Source organism: Microvirga sp. 2MCAF35 (genome assembly GCF_052115545.1).
Taxonomy (GTDB): Bacteria; Pseudomonadota; Alphaproteobacteria; order Rhizobiales; family Beijerinckiaceae; genus Microvirga.
Genome location: NZ_JBFRGW010000006.1, coordinates 130,721 through 147,026, shown reverse-complemented (window position 1 = coordinate 147,026; position 16,306 = coordinate 130,721). Strand labels below are relative to the sequence as shown.

At 63.8% G+C, this 16,306-nt stretch carries 21 protein-coding genes; 10 read left to right on the top strand and 11 right to left on the bottom strand.

Features of this window, described 5'->3' with window-relative positions; genetic code table 11:
• Positions 1 to 552: 552 nt before the first annotated feature.
• Positions 553 to 1,674, bottom strand: a complete 1,122-nt coding sequence (locus AB4097_RS05035; RefSeq protein WP_442037508.1) for a DUF2778 domain-containing protein — start codon at positions 1,672 to 1,674, stop codon at positions 553 to 555.
• Positions 1,675 to 1,959: 285 nt separating this feature from the next.
• Here AB4097_RS05035 and AB4097_RS05030 point away from each other — a divergent pair, with 285 nt between their 5' ends.
• Positions 1,960 to 2,580, top strand: a complete 621-nt coding sequence (locus AB4097_RS05030; protein ID WP_442037507.1) for a class I SAM-dependent methyltransferase — start codon at positions 1,960 to 1,962, stop codon at positions 2,578 to 2,580.
• 31 nt (positions 2,581 to 2,611) lie between these two features.
• On the opposite strand, the gene AB4097_RS05025 is transcribed toward AB4097_RS05030, so the two are convergent.
• A complete protein-coding gene (locus AB4097_RS05025; RefSeq protein WP_442037514.1) occupies positions 2,612 to 2,752 on the bottom strand; it encodes a DUF1127 domain-containing protein in 141 nt (46 codons plus the stop codon).
• A gap of 186 nt (positions 2,753 to 2,938) precedes the next feature.
• On the bottom strand, positions 2,939 to 3,061 hold the full coding sequence (locus tag AB4097_RS05020; protein ID WP_442037506.1) for a hypothetical protein: 123 nt from the start codon (positions 3,059 to 3,061) through the stop codon (positions 2,939 to 2,941).
• A 377-nt stretch (positions 3,062 to 3,438) separates the two neighbouring features.
• Here AB4097_RS05020 and AB4097_RS05015 point away from each other — a divergent pair, with 377 nt between their 5' ends.
• Positions 3,439 to 4,095: a class I SAM-dependent methyltransferase gene (locus AB4097_RS05015; RefSeq protein ID WP_442037505.1), complete on the top strand. Its 657-nt coding sequence runs from the start codon at positions 3,439 to 3,441 to the stop codon at positions 4,093 to 4,095.
• A 121-nt stretch (positions 4,096 to 4,216) separates the two neighbouring features.
• On the opposite strand, the gene AB4097_RS05010 is transcribed toward AB4097_RS05015, so the two are convergent.
• Both AB4097_RS05010 and AB4097_RS05005 read right to left on the bottom strand, forming a co-directional pair.
• Positions 4,217 to 4,693, bottom strand: coding sequence for a cupin domain-containing protein (locus AB4097_RS05010; RefSeq protein ID WP_442037504.1), 477 nt, complete (start codon positions 4,691 to 4,693; stop codon positions 4,217 to 4,219).
• 237 nt (positions 4,694 to 4,930) lie between these two features.
• Positions 4,931 to 5,941: a zinc-binding alcohol dehydrogenase family protein gene (locus AB4097_RS05005; RefSeq protein ID WP_442037503.1), complete on the bottom strand. Its 1,011-nt coding sequence runs from the start codon at positions 5,939 to 5,941 to the stop codon at positions 4,931 to 4,933.
• A gap of 144 nt (positions 5,942 to 6,085) precedes the next feature.
• Between AB4097_RS05005 and AB4097_RS05000 the strand changes: the two genes are divergently transcribed.
• The 3 genes from AB4097_RS05000 to AB4097_RS04990 all read left to right on the top strand — a co-directional run bounded on the left by AB4097_RS05000 (position 6,086) and on the right by AB4097_RS04990 (position 9,385).
• The gene (locus AB4097_RS05000) at positions 6,086 to 6,862 is read left to right on the top strand and encodes a hypothetical protein (RefSeq protein ID WP_442037502.1); all 777 of its coding nucleotides are present in this window, start codon (positions 6,086 to 6,088) and stop codon (positions 6,860 to 6,862) included.
• A 436-nt stretch (positions 6,863 to 7,298) separates the two neighbouring features.
• Positions 7,299 to 8,192: an NAD-dependent epimerase/dehydratase family protein gene (locus AB4097_RS04995; RefSeq protein WP_442037501.1), complete on the top strand. Its 894-nt coding sequence runs from the start codon at positions 7,299 to 7,301 to the stop codon at positions 8,190 to 8,192.
• 296 nt (positions 8,193 to 8,488) lie between these two features.
• Positions 8,489 to 9,385 (top strand): DMT family transporter, encoded by an 897-nt coding sequence (locus AB4097_RS04990; RefSeq protein WP_442037500.1) that lies wholly within the window; start codon positions 8,489 to 8,491, stop codon positions 9,383 to 9,385.
• A gap of 12 nt (positions 9,386 to 9,397) precedes the next feature.
• Here the strand turns inward: AB4097_RS04990 and AB4097_RS04985 are convergent, their stop codons facing one another.
• The gene (locus AB4097_RS04985; RefSeq protein WP_442037499.1) at positions 9,398 to 10,396 is read right to left on the bottom strand and encodes an ornithine cyclodeaminase family protein; all 999 of its coding nucleotides are present in this window, start codon (positions 10,394 to 10,396) and stop codon (positions 9,398 to 9,400) included.
• Between the two features lie 205 nt (positions 10,397 to 10,601).
• On the opposite strand from AB4097_RS04985, the gene AB4097_RS04980 reads away from it, so the two are divergent.
• On the top strand, positions 10,602 to 10,757 hold the full coding sequence (locus AB4097_RS04980) for a hypothetical protein (RefSeq protein ID WP_442037498.1): 156 nt from the start codon (positions 10,602 to 10,604) through the stop codon (positions 10,755 to 10,757).
• Positions 10,758 to 10,984: 227 nt separating this feature from the next.
• On the opposite strand, the gene AB4097_RS04975 is transcribed toward AB4097_RS04980, so the two are convergent.
• Positions 10,985 to 11,134, bottom strand: a complete 150-nt coding sequence (locus AB4097_RS04975; protein WP_442037497.1) for a hypothetical protein — start codon at positions 11,132 to 11,134, stop codon at positions 10,985 to 10,987.
• A gap of 241 nt (positions 11,135 to 11,375) precedes the next feature.
• On the bottom strand, positions 11,376 to 11,639 hold the full coding sequence (locus tag AB4097_RS04970; protein ID WP_442037496.1) for a hypothetical protein: 264 nt from the start codon (positions 11,637 to 11,639) through the stop codon (positions 11,376 to 11,378).
• Between the two features lie 427 nt (positions 11,640 to 12,066).
• On the opposite strand from AB4097_RS04970, the gene AB4097_RS04965 reads away from it, so the two are divergent.
• Positions 12,067 to 12,240 carry a hypothetical protein gene (locus AB4097_RS04965; RefSeq protein WP_442037495.1) on the top strand — a complete coding sequence of 58 codons (174 nt, stop codon included), beginning with the start codon at positions 12,067 to 12,069 and terminating at the stop codon, positions 12,238 to 12,240.
• A gap of 422 nt (positions 12,241 to 12,662) precedes the next feature.
• Here the strand turns inward: AB4097_RS04965 and AB4097_RS04960 are convergent, their stop codons facing one another.
• Positions 12,663 to 12,899 carry a DUF6894 family protein gene (locus tag AB4097_RS04960; RefSeq protein ID WP_442037494.1) on the bottom strand — a complete coding sequence of 79 codons (237 nt, stop codon included), beginning with the start codon at positions 12,897 to 12,899 and terminating at the stop codon, positions 12,663 to 12,665.
• Between the two features lie 115 nt (positions 12,900 to 13,014).
• On the opposite strand from AB4097_RS04960, the gene AB4097_RS04955 reads away from it, so the two are divergent.
• The 3 genes from AB4097_RS04955 to AB4097_RS04945 all read left to right on the top strand — a co-directional run bounded on the left by AB4097_RS04955 (position 13,015) and on the right by AB4097_RS04945 (position 14,360).
• Entirely contained in the window at positions 13,015 to 13,167 is a 153-nt protein-coding gene (locus tag AB4097_RS04955) for a hypothetical protein (protein ID WP_442037493.1), read from the top strand.
• Between the two features lie 78 nt (positions 13,168 to 13,245).
• The gene (locus AB4097_RS04950; RefSeq protein ID WP_442037492.1) at positions 13,246 to 13,377 is read left to right on the top strand and encodes a hypothetical protein; all 132 of its coding nucleotides are present in this window, start codon (positions 13,246 to 13,248) and stop codon (positions 13,375 to 13,377) included.
• A 419-nt stretch (positions 13,378 to 13,796) separates the two neighbouring features.
• Positions 13,797 to 14,360 carry a Crp/Fnr family transcriptional regulator gene (locus AB4097_RS04945; protein WP_442037491.1) on the top strand — a complete coding sequence of 188 codons (564 nt, stop codon included), beginning with the start codon at positions 13,797 to 13,799 and terminating at the stop codon, positions 14,358 to 14,360.
• A 62-nt stretch (positions 14,361 to 14,422) separates the two neighbouring features.
• On the opposite strand, the gene AB4097_RS04940 is transcribed toward AB4097_RS04945, so the two are convergent.
• Together AB4097_RS04940 and AB4097_RS04935 are read right to left on the bottom strand one after the other, a co-directional pair.
• Entirely contained in the window at positions 14,423 to 15,019 is a 597-nt protein-coding gene (locus tag AB4097_RS04940; protein ID WP_442037490.1) for a transglutaminase-like cysteine peptidase, read from the bottom strand.
• Positions 15,020 to 15,173: 154 nt separating this feature from the next.
• Positions 15,174 to 16,238: a patatin-like phospholipase family protein gene (locus AB4097_RS04935; RefSeq protein WP_442037489.1), complete on the bottom strand. Its 1,065-nt coding sequence runs from the start codon at positions 16,236 to 16,238 to the stop codon at positions 15,174 to 15,176.
• Between the last annotated feature and the right edge of the window lie 68 nt (positions 16,239 to 16,306).

Sequence of the window (16,306 nt, the reverse complement as noted above, 5' to 3'; positions counted from 1 at the left end):
GAACAAACAGGGCCGCGCTTGACCTCGGCTTCCAACAGCCTGCCCGAAAAAGCGGCCTCCTGTCCGTCCGGAGGAGCCTCACAGCCCCTCCGGACAAGCACTCTAAGCCAAATCCATCAATACAAGCCCGGCCATGACGTGGAGAGGTTGCAAGCGGAGCGCTCATCCCCTTGCCCCAAGCCCTCTTTCTGAGGGCCGCCGGAGATGGCGTCTCGAAGGACGAGAGCGCCTCCAGCGCACTCTGGACGATCCTTCGAGACGCAGCTGCGCTGCTCCTCAGGATGAGGTCAGTGCGTTGTGGACCAGCCTCTCAGGATGAGAAGAGAGGGTGGCAGGAGAGATGTGGATGGCCGGGACTGATCGCCGGATCAAGTCAGGGGACGGCCATGACGGAGAAGGGACGGTCATGACGCGGAGGGCACCATAACGTAGCGGTTATGAGGACGGCAGAGGGGCATCCTCAGGCTGAGCGAACCGAGGGAAGGGATCGACGGAAGGGATCGACGATCATGCGCTGAGCATGGCTTCCCTTCTCCTCCGCTGCGCTCCGGGTCAGATAGCGCGGTCGGAGCGTCGGGCCGTACGGGGGAGGAGATCCTGACCGCTGCCGGCGGTAACGACGAGGCGCTTCACCTCGCCTCGCAGGTAGGCCTGGAGGAAGCGGTCGTAATTCCTGAACGACACGCAGCCATTCGAGTCTCCGCGCGGGCCCAGCATGTAGGTGTGGGCGAGAATCCCGTCGCGACCGTAGATGGCGGCGCTGCCGCCGACCGGCGTGAGACGAAGGGCACGCACGCCGTGGAAGAGCGCTTCGCGTTCGCTGACCACATAGGTTCCGGGCGGTGTCGCGCCTTTCATCCGCACGTTCACGTGGCGCGGATTGTCCATCATGTCGCCGAGGCCCGAATGCGCCTCCAGCCTTTCGCCGTTCGGCATGATGACCACCTGGGCGGTGATGTCGTAGACGGCGGTCCCGCCGCTTCCGGTTCCGGGCGAAGGAACGAAGCGCGAGGTCGGGGAAATGCTGCCGGTGCCGTTGTCGAGGGAGGCATAGCTGAGCGCCGCCTCGGGCGGAGTGGCGGGCTTGATGCCGAAGAACTTTTCGATGAAGGAGCGGTTGTCGGCCGGTGCACCGACGGCGGCCTCAGACCTTTGAATCATCGGCGCACGCGGCGGTGCTGCGCTTGCCACCTGGGCCGGCGCCGCGACCCGGGGAGACATCAGGTCCGCAGGGCGCGGCACCGGCAGGGGCGCCAGCGCAGGAACCGGTTGCGTCGCTTCCATCATCGCAAGAACAGGCGCGGGTTGGGGCTCGGCGGCTGGGGCAGGAATCGCAGACGCAGCCGGCGCAACGAGCGCCCGCTGCTGAGACGGAGGCGCTTTGAACCCCGATTGCAGCGGAGCATTGCTTGCGAAGTGAAGAGCGTCGGCCGTCATGGCAAGCGTGGGGGCGACCAGCGTCGGGTCGTAGACTGTCACGGCTGCGACCTGCTTGGGCGCAGGAGCGACCACGCTGCTCGCCTGTTCGCCGCGAGGCTCATCGCTCCGATGCTGGAAATCGACGAAGTACGCGAGGGGGCTCATCGAGATCGCCACGAGAAGCGCCGTTGGAAAATGATTGCGCCGCTTCTTGCGCGGGACACGGACGCCTGACCGATAGGAACTGTGCAACATGGCGAACTCTACGCAACAACTTGATCGCGCATGACGTGCCTGTTTCTCGCCAGGGGCCCGAATACAAGGCCGTAACGGTTGAAGCCTTCATGCGTGAAGCAATACTTTCACGAGGTCCAATGTAACGGCGGCTTGGTTAAATTAAGGATAATCGGAAGCGCGACTTTCGAGCGAATGCGCATCGAATCCCGAGGCGGCGTGCGCTGGCTCACAGTTCGCCGCGACCACGCGGGGTATGGTCGGAAAGGGAGCATCATTTCCAATCTCAAACGGGAGGGCCTCGCGATGGGGTTCTATGCACGTCACATCGGCCCGCGCTTCGTCAGTTGCCTGTGCGCGATGGAAGGCATCGCGGCCGAGCGTGAGAAGGTCGTTCCACAGGCGACCGGCACGGTGCTGGAGATCGGGATCGGACCGGGCCTGAACCTGCCGCTCTATGACCCGGCGCGCGTCACGCGCGTGATCGGTGTCGATCCCATCGCGGAGTTTCTGGACCTAGGCCGCGAGCGCCGCCGGCACTCACCCGTCCCCCTGGAGATCATCCAGGCGCCGGCAGAGGCTTTGCCGCTGGCGGATGCGGTCATCGACACGGCGGTGATCACCTACACCCTGTGCTCGGTGGCGGATCCGGCGCAGGCCCTGCGCGAGGTGCGCCGCGTTCTGAAGCCGAAAGGGCGCGTGCTGTTCCTGGAGCATGGCCTGTCGAGCGACGCGGGCGTCGCCGCGTGGCAGCATCGGCTCAACCCGATCTGGCGCAGGCTTGCAGTGGGGTGCAACCTGACCCGTCCCGTCCAGAAGCTGCTCGACGAGGCCGGATTCACCATCCAGCGCATCGAGTCCTATTACCTCGACGGAGCGCCGCGGCCGGTCGGATTCCTGTGCCAAGGCGTCGCGCAGGCGGCATAGGCGACCTGGAAAGCGCTTCTGCGGCGTGACTTTACTGGGAGGCTTGGCGGGCGATAGCGCGGATGTCGCGACGGCCGATGCCGAGATCGGCGAGCTCCCGGTCATTGAGCGCTTCGAGCTCGCGGAAGGTCTGCCGGTAGCGGCGCCAGGAGGCGAGGCGGGCGAGGATCATGGATGTGATCATGTTGGTGTCTCCTTGAGAGAGGGAAATCCGGTTGGGGATTACCAACCGAGGTTCGGATAGCGGCGCACCGCCTCGCGCTGCATCCGACGGGCGTCGGACAGGATGCTGCGGAAGAGGTGGAGGATGCTGACGATGATCATGGTGGTCTCCTGAATGGGCGATTTCGTTCGAGCGTCAGGCGCGAGGCGGGGCGGTCACGGTGCCGTAGCGCTGGGCCATCCTGGCGATTTCACGCTCGGCCCGCCGGCGATTGGTCTCGCCCATGGCATCGACCACGACACGAAGGATGCGCAGCACCGGCCCGGCACGCCGCGCGGGGGTAAGGGGTTGGGTGGAAATCGGGGCGCTGATCTGCAACGTGCTCATCGGAATGGTCCTGGTTCGGCTCGGCCTGTCTTATACTTTCGTCTAGCAATATGGCCCGTCTTGTGCGCTGCAAAAAGACCGCTTGAGCGAATGCGTATCATGCATTGATTGCATGTCACAAAGGTAAGTGTTCTCTTGCTATGCGCTCTCCGCCTAATCGATCAGCAAATTGCTTAGCAATTGAGCATCCCAAAGAACCGGGCAAATGGCCCGCGCGACGAGGCTTGCGAACCTTATCGGCAGGAGGGCGGTTATTCAGGCGGGAAGGCAGCCGACACGTTCATGCACGGATCAGAGAAAGGGTCACGATGACGAAAGTCCGCGACAAGCTGGTGAGCAGGATGTGGCGTGGCCGGGACCCCCTCCTGAATTTTCCCGAACGGTTGTACCGGCAGGATCATCAGGGCTGGGGCTCAAGCCATTCCTATCTCACGGAGGCGATCGAGGGGCTGCGGCCATCGGTGGTCGTCGAGGTCGGCGTCTGGAAGGGCGGCTCCGTCATCTCGCTGGCCTCGAAGATGAGGGAGATGAACCATGACGGTGTCGTGATCGCCGTCGACACCTGGCTGGGCGCCTGGGATCACTGGAACAACGACGAGTGGTTCGCGCACCTCAACTTCATCAACGGCTTTCCCGCGCTTTACCACACCTTCGCGGCCAACATCGTCGGAGAGGGGCTGCAGGATTATGTCCTGCCCCTGCCGCTCGACTCGGTGAACGCGGCGCATGTGCTGCGGCACAACGATGTGCAGCCGGATGTGGTTCATATCGATGGCGGCCACGACGTGCACGCGGTCACGGCCGATCTGCGCGAGTGGTGGCCGATGATCCGCCAGGGCGGCGTGCTCATCGGCGACGATTATCCGCACTGGCCCGGCGTGAAGCAGGCCTTCGACGACTTCTTTGCCGCTGAGGGCAAATTCCCCTTCGAGTTTGATCCGCCGAAGTGCCGGATTTTCAAGTGATCCGCGTTAGAGCATCGTGCGGAAAAGTGGACCCGGTTTTCCGCAAAGAACGATGCTCCAGCCAAGAGAAAAAGCAGCGGACCCAAAAGTGGATCCACTTTTGGGTCCGCTGCTGTAGCGCCTATTGCGACTTGCGCGGATCGTCCGCGGGATTCACATAGGCGATCGTCCAGGGACCACGGGAACTCAGCTGCACAACCGTTTCCTGATCGTTCTGCACGAAATGCTGCGTGCCCGGCGGCATGGCGACGATGCCGCCGGCCGCGATCGCCTTCGTCTTCGCGGGGTCGAAGGTGGCGCCCATACCGAACTTGACCTCACCGCTGACGACGGTCACGACCTCATCGGTCGAATGGGTGTGCGGCGGAATCCTGTAGTTGGCCGGGAACTTCAGCCGCATCACGAACACGCCGTCTTTTGTCGGATCTCCGTAAAGGAGCGCCATCTGCGCTCCTTTGGGCAGCGACGGAGGCGCGGCCGTCCAGTTGATGTCGGACGGGTTGACCATGACGTGCTGGGGCTGCTGCGCAAGAGCCGGAGCCAGGACGAACAGAACGGCCGAAGCGCAAATTGTGACCCGGGGGATGAATGACTGCATCGCGACCTCCCGAAAAGGGTGATGTGGCGGACGCAAACGTGAGCGGACAGGAAAGCCATCCGCCGCCGGATCGAGGCTCTGCCTGTCGCGACAGGTTGTCAAGGAAATGCGTGAGACGAGAAGCTAGAGCATCGGACCCAAAAGTGGACACCGCTTTTGGGATCCATCCGATGCTCCACTCTTGGAAAAGCGCATCGTTTGCTGCGGAAAACCGGGGCCACTTTTCCGCACAATGCGCTAGACCTCGACCAACGCCTTGATGACGCCTGCCTCAGGCGCCGACCATCGCGGAATGAGCTCCGGGGCATCGTCGAGGCTGCCATGATGGCTTGCCAGCGCGGCCGTCGGCACTCCACCGCCGCGCATCACGTCGAGCACGGTCTCGAAATCCTGCCGCGTGGCATTGCGGCTGCCGAGCAGCGACGTCTCTCGTTTGTGGAATTCCGGATCGTTGAACGTGATGTCGGCGCGCACGATGGACAGGAGAACGTAGGTGCCGCCGTGGCCGACATAGGAAAAGCCCTTCATCATCGCCTTGGGGCTGCCGGTCGCGTCGATGACGATGTCGAAGAAGTCGCCACCGGTGGCGGTCTTGAGGCGGTCGTCGATGTCGGGAGAGACCTCGAAGACATGATCGACGCCGATCTTGTCCCGGCAGAAGGCGAGCCGTCCGGCATTCATGTCGAGGACGGACACCTGAGCGCCGCGCACCTTCGCGAAGATCGCCGCCGAGATGCCGATCGGCCCGGCCCCCACCACGGCGACGCGGCTCGCCGCGTTCGCGCCGGAGCGCCAAACCCCATGCGCGCCGATGGCCAGGAACTCGACCATGGCCGCCTCGTCCAGGCTCAGGCCGGTTGCCCGCACCACGTTGCGCTCCGGCACGGCGATGTACTCGCAGGCTCCGCCGTCGCGGTGCACCCCGAGGACCTGCAGGTTCTGGCAGCAATTCGTCTTCCCCTGCCGGCAGGCGCGACAGGTGCCGCACCAGAGATAGGGCTCGATGCAGACGATGTCGCCGCTCTTGAGCGAGCTGCCGCCCGGCGCCTCCACAACCTCGCCCGCGAGTTCGTGGCCGATCACCCGCGGGTATTCAAGATAGGGCTGGTTGCCGTGGAAGATGTGATAATCGGTCCCGCAGATCCCGACGCGCCGGATACGCACCAGCACCTCGCCCGGACCGGCCCGCGGAACATCCCGCTGGATCACGCTCAAGCGACCGGGCTCATCGCATCGCAGGGCTTTCATCGGCGTCTCTCCCAGGGACTTTTATCGTTTCGCCTTCGAGCCTAGAGCCTAGCTGCACCATCGAAAAAAGTGCACCCGGTTTTTCCGTTAACGACCATGCGTTAAAAACGGATCGCGATTCACATGGGGCGCACGGCTGATCGGATGTCCACCTGGCGAGACGAGAAGAACCAGAAGGCGCGCGCCCGGCTCGAGAAGCGACTCTCCGCGCTGTTTCCGGGCTGCGTTCTGGCGCACGCGCTCCGGCAGCCCTTGACCCCGCCGACCCAGCGCCGTGCCGTGGAATCCTACTGGCGGCACCGCCCGCTGATGGCCGACCGGCTGGCGCGGGCGCTCGCCGCCCGGAGCGGCCAGCCGGCGGGATGGCAGTGGCGGCTCGGATCCGACAAGGATACCGGCCTTGCCACATCCTTCCGCGTTCCGCCTGCGCCCTACCGGGAAGCAGCTTTCGCTCGTGGACCGGGGCATTGCTGCGTCTGCGGACAGCCCGTCTATCGGCTCGGCTGGCATTGCGATCTCTGGGACGACGGCAAGCCGAACAGGAACGCCACCTGGCATGCCGCCTGCGTGGTGGCGTGGCAGTTCTGGACCGCGCCGCCCGATCATCTGAAGATGCTCAAGCTGCGCCAGCAGAGGCGATGCGCCGCGACGGGGCGCCGCCTGCTCAAAACGGCCGAGGTGGACCACCGCGTCCCGCTCTTCGCCGTCTGGGCCGAGCATCGCACGCGATCCTGGCCCGAACTGCTCGCCTTCTGGGGCGCTCCCAATCTCCAGGTGATCAACAAGACGGCCCATCTGGAAAAGTGCGCCGGGGAGGCGACCGAGCGGGCCAAGCGGCGGATTCTCGAGTCGGACGTGCCACCGCAACAAGAATGGGCCGCACCCCTTGCGGACGGGAATCCGATCCCCATATCAGGCTGACCCAGCGGACATTGTTGTGGACTTCGACAGCGGCGGGCGTCACCGCCAGCGTCGATGGGACCGTGCCAGGACGGATGTACTCCGGCATGGTCCGTTCCTGCGCTTGCCTGACGATGCCGGCGCCCGTCTGGACCCTATCAGCCCAGGCCCGTAGTGTGCGAGGCGGAGATGCGAAGGCATCCCGTCCGTTCGCCCCGGAGCCTGGGCTTTTCCATGTCTACAGCATCGGAGCCAAAAGTGGACTTGCACTTTTGGGATCAATTCCGATGCTTTTGTCATGACTGGAGCATCGTTGGATGCGGAAAACCGGATCCACTTTTCGCTAACGCGGCCCTCCGGGTCCGCACGATGCTCTGGAACGCGCCGCTTGGGTGACAGCCCGTGTCCGTGGCGCAATACTGACTCCAACTCATCATCGTGGAGCGTCAGTCCGATCATGCCTTCCTTGCAACCGATCCGTTCCGTCCTCGTCACAGGCGCCGGAGGCAATCTCGGCCGGAAGCTGATTGCTCACCTCCTGGCGCAGGATTGGTGCGAGCGGATCGTCGCGCTCGACCGCACCCCGCCGCAGGCGGACGGCGCGGCTGATCGGGTGCGATGGGTCGCGGGCAATCTCACGGATCCGTCCGATGTGCAGTGGCACGCGGCCTTGGCAGGCGTCGACGCCGCCGTGCATTTCGCCGCTCAGAACCCCTATCCGGATGCGCCCTGGAGCGATGCCTGCGCGTCCTTCGACATGACCCTCGCCCTCCTGGCGGCGGCCGGCCAGGCCGGATTGCAGCGAATCGTGTTCGCCTCGTCCAACCATGTGATGGGCCAATACAAGGACCCGCCCCTGGCAGACACCCTGTCGCCCGGTGCCTTGACGACGTCTTTGCCGCCGGGGCCGGGGACGCGCTGGTTCAACGGCCGGGAGACGATCCAGGGCTTCGCCTATGCGGCGTCCAAGCTGATGGGCGAGCGCGCGTGCCTTGCCGAGGCCCATCGCTCGAACGGCGCCTTGAGCGCCGTCTGTGTCCGGATCGGCTGGTGCCAGCCGGGCGAGAACAGGCCGGAGACGATCAATACGTCGGGCCTGCCCGGAGAGGAAGCGAGCGCCGGCCCGGATACGGAGCGAGACCTCGCCTGGTTCCGCAACATGTGGCTCTCTAACCGGGATTTCGCGGCTGTGATCGAGCGGGCGCTTCTCGCGGATGCGAAAGCTTGGCCGCAGCCCGGCATCGTCGTCAACGGGATGTCGCGGAACCGGAGCATGGCGTGGGATATCGAGACCACCCGCCGCCTGATCGGCTACGAGCCGCAGGACGACATCTGGGATCATGTCGCCTGAGACGACGTTGGACGGCCCACTGTCATTACCGGTGGCATTGGTCAGGATGACACCCTCGACGTCATGGCCGGGCTTGTCCCGGCCATCCCGATGCTGTGAAACGCCGCGCTTTTCGGATCGAGATCACCGGCACAAGGCCGGTGATGACGGAAGAGGTGCATCTCCTTCCAAGACCACTGAAGCAGCTAAGGACAAGCAATCCTTGCTGTCGCGTGAACATTCCCAGCTCCTGAGAGCATGCCAGCCCCACGTACGCGGCATTTGTGGCTCGAATGGCGGGCGGGTTATCCAATACCATGGCCCTGCGTGATTTCTCCCTGATGATTCTGGTCTGCCTCCTGTGGGCAGCCCATACGGTGGTGAGCAAGATCGTCGTTTCCGACATGGCGATCCCTCCCTTGTTCTACGCGGCCATCCGCTATGGCATCGTGGCCATGCTGGCGCTGCCGTGGCTCCTGCCCATGCCGCGACCGACATGGCGCATCCTGCTGGTGGGCTTCCTCATGGGGGGAGGCGGCTTCGCTCTCTTCTTCCTCGGCATCCGGACGGCCAGTCCGTCGAGCGCCGCCATCGTCGGGCAGCTCGGCCTGCCGATCACGACCCTCCTGTCGGTCGCGATCCTGGGAGAGAAGGTCTACTGGCGTCGAGGCCTGGGCATCGCGCTGACATTCATCGGTGGCGTGCTCGTGATGTGGGATCCCGCCGGTGGCCTTCCCATTTCCGGCGGGCTTGCCCTCATTCTGGGCTCCGCGGCGGCAGGCTCGCTGGCGGCCGTGATGATGAAGCAGATGGAGGGCGTGAAGCCGCTGCGGTTCCAGGCCTGGATCGGCCTCGCCTCCGTGCTGCCGCTGACCTTCCTCTCCGCCGGTCTCGAGACCGATCAATTCCCCAAGGCCACGGAGGCCGGCTGGGCGTTCCTGGCGGCGCTGCTGTTCTCGGCCCTCATCGTGTCCCTGGTGGCGCACACCATCTATTACGGGCTCATCGGCAAATACCCCGCCAATCTGATCGCCCCGCTGACGATCATGAACCCGCTCATGACCGTGGCCCTCGGGCTGCTCGTCACCGGGGATCACTTCGACCTGCGGATGGCGGCCGGGACCGGGATCGCGCTCTGCGGCGTCCTGATCATCACCTTGCGACGCAACCACGTCATGCCACTGGCGGCCCTGGTCTGGGACCGCCAGCGGTAGGACGTCGTCAGGTCAGTCCAGCGATGCTTCGACGCCCAGGCCGCGCGCCTTCGCCTCGCGCAGGCAATGGCTGGCGCAGGCGAGATCCTGCGCGGCGATGCCCAGCGAGCGGTAGAGCGTGATGTCGTCGGCGGCCACCCGCCCCTTGGCTGTTCCCGCCAGAACCTCGCCGATTTCGGCCAGAACGTGCTCGCGTTCGATGCGGCCGCTTTCGATGGCGCGGATGACCTCGCCGGCCTGGGCGAAGGTCGAGGGGCGATAGTCCACGTAGAGCTTTGATCGCGCCACCGTATCCTCGTCGATCTCGCGCTTCGACGGGATCGAGGCGCCGACCACGTTGAGATGGGCGCCCGTCGCCACCCACTCGCCCATCAGCACCGGCTCGTCCGAGGATGTGACCGTACAGATGAGATCGGAGCCCCCGACGGCGGAGCGAACGTCATCGAAGACTCTGACGGCGAGACCCGGATGGCGCTCTGCCGCATGAGACGCGAAGGCCTCCGCCTTCTCGCGCCGACGCCCGGCCACCCGCATCTCCCGGATCGACGGACGCACGCAGAGCATGGCCTCGAGGTGCTGTTCCGCCTGTTCGCCGGCGCCGACCATGGCGAGGATGCTGCAATCCGGCCGAGCCAGTGCCCGGGTCGCCACCGCGCTGGCGGCGGCCGTGCGGATGGCTGTCAGGAGGCCGGCATTCATCATGGCGATGGCGGAACCGTGCTCCGGCTCGAAGAGGACGATCGCGCCCTGGTGCGAGGAATATCCCGCATCGGGATTGCCGGGGAACAGGCTCACCAGCTTCACGCCGAAGCACGCGTCGATCCGGCCGTTGCCGGGCATCAGCGCGCCCGGCATGACGCCCATCTTGTTGGGCCCGCCGACATCCATGGCCGAGCGCAGCGGCAGGTTGGCGGCGCCCTCGGAGACCGCGATCATCGCTTTCTCGACGATCTCGATGGCCTCGCTCATCGGCAGGAGCGAACGGATGTCCGTGTCGGAGAGGACGATCATGGCAGAGATTTTCCCTTTGCCCCGACCTTTCCGTGAGAGGCGGCCGGGTTGCTCTTCGAGCAGAGACGTATGGAAATTCGGTCGCACGATCCAAGGGACCTGTCCACCCCATCCCACGTGACAAGCAACAGGCGGCGTTCTGTGACTTCCGTCTCAGAGCGCGTCGCCTATCCGGGATACCGTCAGTGCAGATCAGGAGGCTGGCATGTGGGTTATCTCTCATATCGTTTTCGTCTACTTGCACTTCATTCCGGGCGGTAACGGCGGCTGGACGCAAGGAGACGATTACCCACGGTTCTCGACCGACGAGCGTTGTGCCGTCGCCATTCCGATCGAAGGATACTGGCGGCGGGTGAGCTAGATGACCGAGCGCAGAAGCGGGCGCCGGTTCAGCGTGAAAAGATGCGGAAGAACGCGAAGAATCGGGCATGAATTCGAATTCATGCCCGATTCTTTTGCGCAGGCTCGGCAAGGAATGGTCGACGGTGGCTGCAACAACGTCTTGTTCGGTTCAATGAACGACAGGGAGAATGGCGAGAAAGGACCTGACGGGTCAGGTCCTGCTTGTCCGCGACGGGTCACGAACTCTTAATCGTTGCGCCTCGGCAGGAGTCCCGCTTTGACCTCGGAAGCCGTCACGGCTTTGCGGAACACGGCTTCGCGGAGATAGATCGAATCGAAGACCGCCTTGCAATCGCTCTTGCGGATGAACACGAACGACTTCCGGTTCTGTTTCATGGGATGCTCTCCAATCAAGAATGTCATCGTTGTAGTCCAAGACACTTCCGAGGACTGTGGCGGCCATCACAGTTCAAGCTGGCCGGTGATTGTTTCTTGAGGCTGAAGGAGACCTGGCGCATCGTGCAGGCCGATTGGGCCGCACGATGCGCCAGGTCTCCGATGCTTTGTTTTGGATGAGAGCATCGTCTTGAGCAAAAAACCGGGTCCACTTTTTTGCACGATGCTCTAGAGGCAGGCACTACCGGCGATGATCGCGCACGACCGGGGGCGAGCGATGGTCCCGCACGATCGGACCGCCCGACGTGCTGGTGACGATCACGCCCCCGGGAGCGGAGCCGTAAGGGCTTCGATGGTCGCGCACCACAGGCGCAGGCCTGCCCCACGGGCCGCCGGGGCGTGCCGTGCCCCAGGAGTCGCACGCTTGGGCGGTCGTTGCGCCATATCCGACCGATAGGATGAGGAACAGTGCGGCACCAGGCCGGACACGATGGATCTTCGTCATGGTCATTCTCCTCTGAGACGTGTTTCGCACCCTTCGACACTAAACCGGGCGGATGCGCGCCGATGTGGGGTTGGTCACAGAGGGGAATTCAGGGGCGATGCCGCCAAAAGAAAAGCGCCCGATCGATGATCGAGGCGCTGAGTTGACAGGGAGGAACGCTCACAAACTAACCGAGATATTCCAACCGATCTGTGCGCCGCGTCACACCGGGAATTGTGTGATGCCCGTCACGGAACGTGGGCCGGCGCTCAGCCATGATGGGCTCAACTGAAGGAGCCCGTGATGACACTCACCATTCTTGATCCCCGATCCGGCCAGCAGGTGACGATTTCAGTTCCCGACAAGCCGAAAGGCTCCGCCAGGACCTGACGGCAACGCTTCGAGAGCAGCGGTCCGGGTGCCGGACCACGCGTGACGCGAGAGACCCATGAAACTCAATCAGCATTATCGAGAGAAGGCCGCCCGGGCGGATCGTCTTGCGGACGACAGGCGCCAGCGGGCGGACATGCGCGCGGAATTGCGCTCAGCAGCACGCCGTTGGCGGCATCTGGCGGAACAGGCCGATTGGCTTGCCCGCTTTTCCCAAATTTCCAAAGTTTGAGGTGAATCCGTGGAGGGTGACTGTCCCGGCAGCGGGGCGACATCTCTAATGCCGGCAGAGGCTGGTTCGTAAAGCTCCAACTTCATCCTGAGGAGGTGCGAAGCACCGTCTCGAAGGATCGTCCAGAGAGCACTGGAGGCGCCCTCGTGCCCGGACATCGTCCGGGACCTTGGGACGCCGCTAGCAGCGGCTCCTCAGGATGAGAGCTCAGGGCGAGGGAAATGATCACTCCACTTCCATCCTCTCCACGTCATGGCCGGGCTTGCCTCGGCTGTCCAGTCTTACGAACGGTACCGTGGCAAAGGCGTGGATGGCCGCAACAAGTGCGACCATGACGGTGGAGGGTGCCTTTCTGCACGATGCCCCGAGTTTTCCCTCCCATCCTTGCACGCAAACCGGATCTCGCTTTTGCGTTCGATGTACTAATGAATCGTCGGCATGACGGCGGAGAACGGGATCAGCATGATCTCGTCGTCTTCCTCGTCGCTCACGTAAACGTGCCAATCGGTGAAGTCGCGTGTGCCATAGGCCTGCTCGACCAGCATCTTCGCCAGGGTGACGGCCCGGTCCCGCGCCTCGATCAGATCGAGAACCTCCGCTCCGTCGCGGTCGATCAGGATCTCGCCGGGGCCTGCGCAGTGAAAGTACAGATAGAACATTGGGACCTCCATCTCGATAGCCCAATCTCGCACGGGCCCGATCCGGCTTCTGTGCTCACCATCACGGTCGCCCGGAGCGTCCGGTGGCAGGGTCGATCTCACATGGAGGCCGATCATGTCCCGCCGCATCCTGTGTGTCCTTGCTCTCCTGTTCGTGGTCGACGCGATCGCCGTGAACGGCCGCGCGCCGCGGCCCGTCGTGCTGTCCGGCAAGGAGATGCTCGACATCACCCGGCAGACACGCCTGCAGGTTTCTCCCGCCGTCTAGAGCTTCGGCTTCTGTGACCACCGTCACGGAAGAGCGTTCCCGCTTCGGTCATCATCGGAGACACATCAGGAGGTCGTCATGGTTCTCATCGTCCTGGACAGGCTGACCGACCAGCCATTGATCGTTTCCGTCCCGGTGCGGCCCGCCATTCGCAAGGCTGAGCCCGCCATCGTCATTCATCCTCGTCAATTCGGCACCAGGAGGCAGTGATGAAACGCCCGAAACTCTCCACCATGCGGCGCGCGCGGCGCTGGGTTCTTCAGGGCCTGACGGGAGCCAAGCAGTAACCGTCCATCGACACCGTCCGATATGTGCGCGGGTGAGCGAAGACAGGCTCCGATTCCTCTGCAGACCCGGAAATGCCGGTTCTGCTGGCTCCTCAGGCAGAAACGTATCCTGTGCGATTGAGACAATCCCTATTTCCTATATAATCGCTTGGCTTTCGGCTGGTGGGCGCCGAACCATTCGAGGGAGGCGCAACGGTGCGTCTCGGTGGAGAACAGATCCAGAGGGATTTGCCGTTCGTTTCGGCGCTCTCCGTCAATTCCTTTTTCTCCGCGCTGGGGCCGGATGCAATCGCCCAGATCGCCGCCCTTTGCACGTCCCGGAAGATGCTCGATAGAGAAACCTTGTTTCTCAAAGGCGATCCCGGCGATGCCCTGTACGGGGTCAGGCGGGGCCAGATCGTCATTACGACCACGACGGATGCGGGCCGGCAGTTCACGCTCAACATCCTCGGGCCTGGCGATATCTTCGGCGAGATCGCCCTGTTGGACGGCCACCCGAGGAGTGCCGATGCGGTCGCCTCGGGCAACGTGGAGCTGTTCGTGATCCGGCGAAGCGACTTCCAGGATCTTCTCAAGCGGCAGCCGGACATCACGACCAGGATCGTCGAGCTGTTGTGCGAACGCCTCCGCTTCTCGAGCGAACGCCTGGAGGAGGCATCCCTCCTGTCCCTCAAGTCCCGCCTGGCGCGCCGCCTGTTGAAGCTCGTCGAGGATTTCGGCGAGGAGATCGACATCACGCAGGAGGAACTGAGCGTGCTCGTCGGCGCGGGCCGGGAAACCGTGAATCGGCAACTGCAGAAATGGCGCAAGAGCGGGGTCGTGGAACTCGGGCGGGCCCGTGTGAGAATCGTCGACGTGTCGCGCCTGGAGCAGGAAGCCGCCGAGCGCGACAACGGGGCCGAGTGAAGGCTATGGCCAGAGCATCGGACCCAAAAGTGGACTTGCACTTTTGGGATCCATCCGATGCGCTATGGTCCTGACGATGCCGTGAGCGATGCGCCGGCCGGCTCCAGGGTCAGGTAGACCCATCCCGTCGCTTCGGCGCTTTCCCGCTTGATATATCGATAGTTCGTCTGGAACCACTCCCGAATGTCGTCCGTCATGTTGTCCAGGATGAGATCGCCGCGATCGGTGCGGACCGTCAGGACCGCATGGCCTTCGCCGTTCTCATCGAGCACGACGGTCATGCGAAGCGCCCGACGCGGCAGGCCCGCCTCGACGAGCATCTTGCGCTTGAGGAGCTGATAATCCTCGCAGTCGCCCATTCCGTCGGTCGGGTAGCTCCACAGGTCGACGGTGTCCCAATGGTCCTGATCGGTCACCGGGAGCAAGGAATGGTTGATCGAGACATTCACGGATGAGAGCAGGGCGGAAAGGCCCTCGGTCAACGGGATCATGTCCGGCTGCCGCAGGTCGATCGTGCATTCCTCCGGGGTTCGATGGCAGAACTCCACCCAGCCCGGGAGGGGCGGAGCGTCGTTGCCTCGGAAGAGATGCGGACCGGCACTGACGGAACTCATCGCCGACAGGAGCCAGGCCAGAACGATCCACATCCGTCTTCCCATTGCAACCTCCCGCACGGGATGGTGGCGGTCAGACCGGATGGAACTCCCATGGGCCTGATCTGCTCATGGGATCAGACTGGGCTTTTTCGTCCGCCTCTTCTGTGCACGCGGTCACAAATTTCGGTGCGGCTTGGTCGTGTTATCTCATCTACCCTCAAAGATATCGGCCCTGAATATCGATGGAGGATCGCAGCCCGACCTTCGGGAAATCCTCCCGCAGCCATGCGTCCGCCCGGCTGCGGCCGATGGCGTGGAGCTCGGTCAGGAAAGCCCAGTCGGCATTCAGCTTCGAGGCGGCTCCGAGGTGCTGCATGACGTCGTCGGCTTCGATGGCATGCAGGCGCACCTGCCTGATGTCGGGCGTTGGCGCGCGTCCTTCCTCGACGAGCCTGTTCAGGAACTCGACGGCACGCACCTCCCGCATCAGGGACGAGTTGAAGCTGATCTCATTGATCCGGTTGAGGATGTCCGCTGCCGTCCTCGGCACGTCGGGCCGGCTGATGGGGTTGATGTGAACCACCACGATATCGGAGTGTTCGCAGCGATAGATCAGCGGGAAGAGGGCGGGGTTTCCCATGTAGCCCCCGTCCCAATAATGCTCTCCGTCGATTTCCACGGCATGGAAGAGGAACGGCAGGCAGGCCGATGCGAGCACCACATCGGCGCTCATCTCCTGGTTCTCGAAAACCCGGATTTTTCCCGAGCGGACATTGGTCGCGGAGAGAAACAGTTTGACCCGGGGAGAACGGCGCAGACGCTCGAAATCGACCATCCGTTTGAGCACATCGTGGAGAGGGTTGTAGTTGAACGGATTGAGTTCGTAGGGCGAGACCACCTGCGTCAGCATGTGAAACAGGAAGAAGGCCGGCGAGGTCTCCAGGGCATGGTTCCCGGTGAGGCGGTCGAGAAGCGATGGTTGGACCGGGCTGAGGCAGGCGCTGCGCGCGATCTGCTGCCAGAACTCTCGCAGCGCCTGACGGGCTCCCTCGCGTCCTCCCGCGGCAAGCCCATGGGCGCAGACGACGGCGTTCACCGCTCCCGCGCTCGTGGCGCTGATCCCCTCGAAGGCGATGCCATCCTCTTCCAGCAGGCGGTCGAGCACGCCCCAGGCGAAGGCTCCATGAGCGCCGCCGCCCTGGAGCGCCAGGTTGACCAGCTTCACCTCCTGCCGCCGCGCGGAGCGTCTCTGGCGGGAGGCGCCGCGGTCAGCCCTGTTCATGGTCGCCTCTCGCCATCCCGAAGATCCAGCGTCCTGTCAGGATCATTTTATATGGCTTCGGTTGCCGG